This window comes from Massilia sp. UBA6681, from assembly GCF_002454935.1.
Lineage (GTDB): Bacteria > Pseudomonadota > Gammaproteobacteria > Burkholderiales > Burkholderiaceae_D > Telluria > Telluria varians.
The window spans coordinates 483-2007 of record NZ_DKJX01000078.1 but is presented as its reverse complement, the minus strand read 5'-3'; the positions used below and the strand labels follow the sequence as shown (position 1 = coordinate 2007).

Genomic DNA, 1525 nt, shown 5'->3' with positions numbered 1-1525 from the left:
CCCACCCTACAAAACCATCAACGCCGCGTATCAGACGCCGTATGGAATCCAAACGTTTTTCACTTGGGAAGCATGCTGCAGCACCGTGCGGCCGCAGGCCTGCTTCGCATCGAACCAGTCACGGCCCTTGGCGCCGCCGACCCAGGTGCGCTTGAGCGACTCGCTGGACAAGCGCTCGACTTCCGCGCAGCCATCAAGCGAACCGTCGTGGCGCCACACGGCATCCACGTCCGAGTGCGAAGCCAGCGTACGCGCCAGTTCCGAGCTTGAGCCGGTGACGATGTTCAGCGCGCCGCCCGGCAGGTCCGAGGTGTCCAGCACCTGGTACAGGTCGGTCGCCGACAGCGGCGCCGTTTCCGACGGCACCGCCACCACGCGGTTGCCCAGCGCCAGCGCCGGCGCGACCAGCGAGATGAAGCCCAGCAGCGGGTTCTCGTTCGGGCAGATGATGCCGATCACGCCGACCGGCTCGTTCAATGCCACGGTGATGCCGTGCATCGGCGGCTGGTGGGCCTGGCCGTCGTACTTGTCGCACCATGCGGCCCAGTAGAACAGGCGCTCGATCGAGGCCTGCACTTCGCGCGCCGCATCCTTGGCGCCGGTCTGCGCGGCGATGCGCTGGGCGAATTCGTCGGCACGGATCGCCAGGTTCTCGGCGATGTAGTACAGCACCTGCGCGCGGTTGTGCGCGGTGGCCTTGGACCAGCCGGCCGCCTTGTGCGCCGCTTCCACGGCGTTGCGGATGTCCTTCCGGTTGCCTTCGCCGACGTCGGCCAGGAAGGCGCCGTTGGCGCCGTTGATGGCACGGCTGTAGGCGCCGTCCGGGCGCGCCTGCTTGCCGCCGATGTAGAGCTTGGCGGTGCGGTCGACGGCGAACGGGCTGCCTTCTTCCGATGCCTTGACGCGGCCCTTTTCAGGCACGCTAGGTGCTGCCGGGCGTGCGTCTTCCGACAGCGGGGTCAGGTACTCGTACATGCCTTCCTTGCCGCCTTCGCGGCCGAAGCCCGATTCCTTGTAGCCGCCGAAGCCGCAGGCTGCGTCGAACTGGTTGGCGGTGTTGATCCACACCACGCCGGCCTTGATCTGCGGCGCCACGTCCAGCGCCAGCGAGATCGATTCCGACCACACGCAGGCGGCCAGGCCGTAGACAGTGTTGTTGGCCAGTTGCACCGCCTCCGACGGCGTACGGAAGCTCATCGCCACCAGCACCGGGCCGAAGATCTCNNCGGGGCTTCGCAGCTCGGCTGCCAGATGTCGCAGCCTTCCGCACGTGCCGATTCCACCAGGCCATGGATGCGCTGCTGCTGGATCGGGTCGACCAGCGCGCCGATGTCGTTCGATTTATCCAGCGGCGAGCCGATGCGCAGGTTCTGCATGCGCGCTTTTACTTTCGCGATGAAGCGCTCGTAGACCGATTCCTGCACCAGAAGGCGCGAGCCTGCGCAGCAGACCTGGCCCTGATTGAACCAGATCGAATCGACCAGGCCTTCGACTGCTGCATCCAGGTCGGCGTCGTCGAAGACGA

Annotated in this window: 1 pseudogene; it reads right to left on the bottom strand. The window is 66.6% G+C overall.

What is annotated here, in order from left to right:
* Positions 1 to 30 precede the first annotated feature (30 nt).
* A pseudogene (locus tag B2R83_RS12970) lies at positions 31 to 1525 on the bottom strand (aldehyde dehydrogenase family protein); the annotation flags it as partial.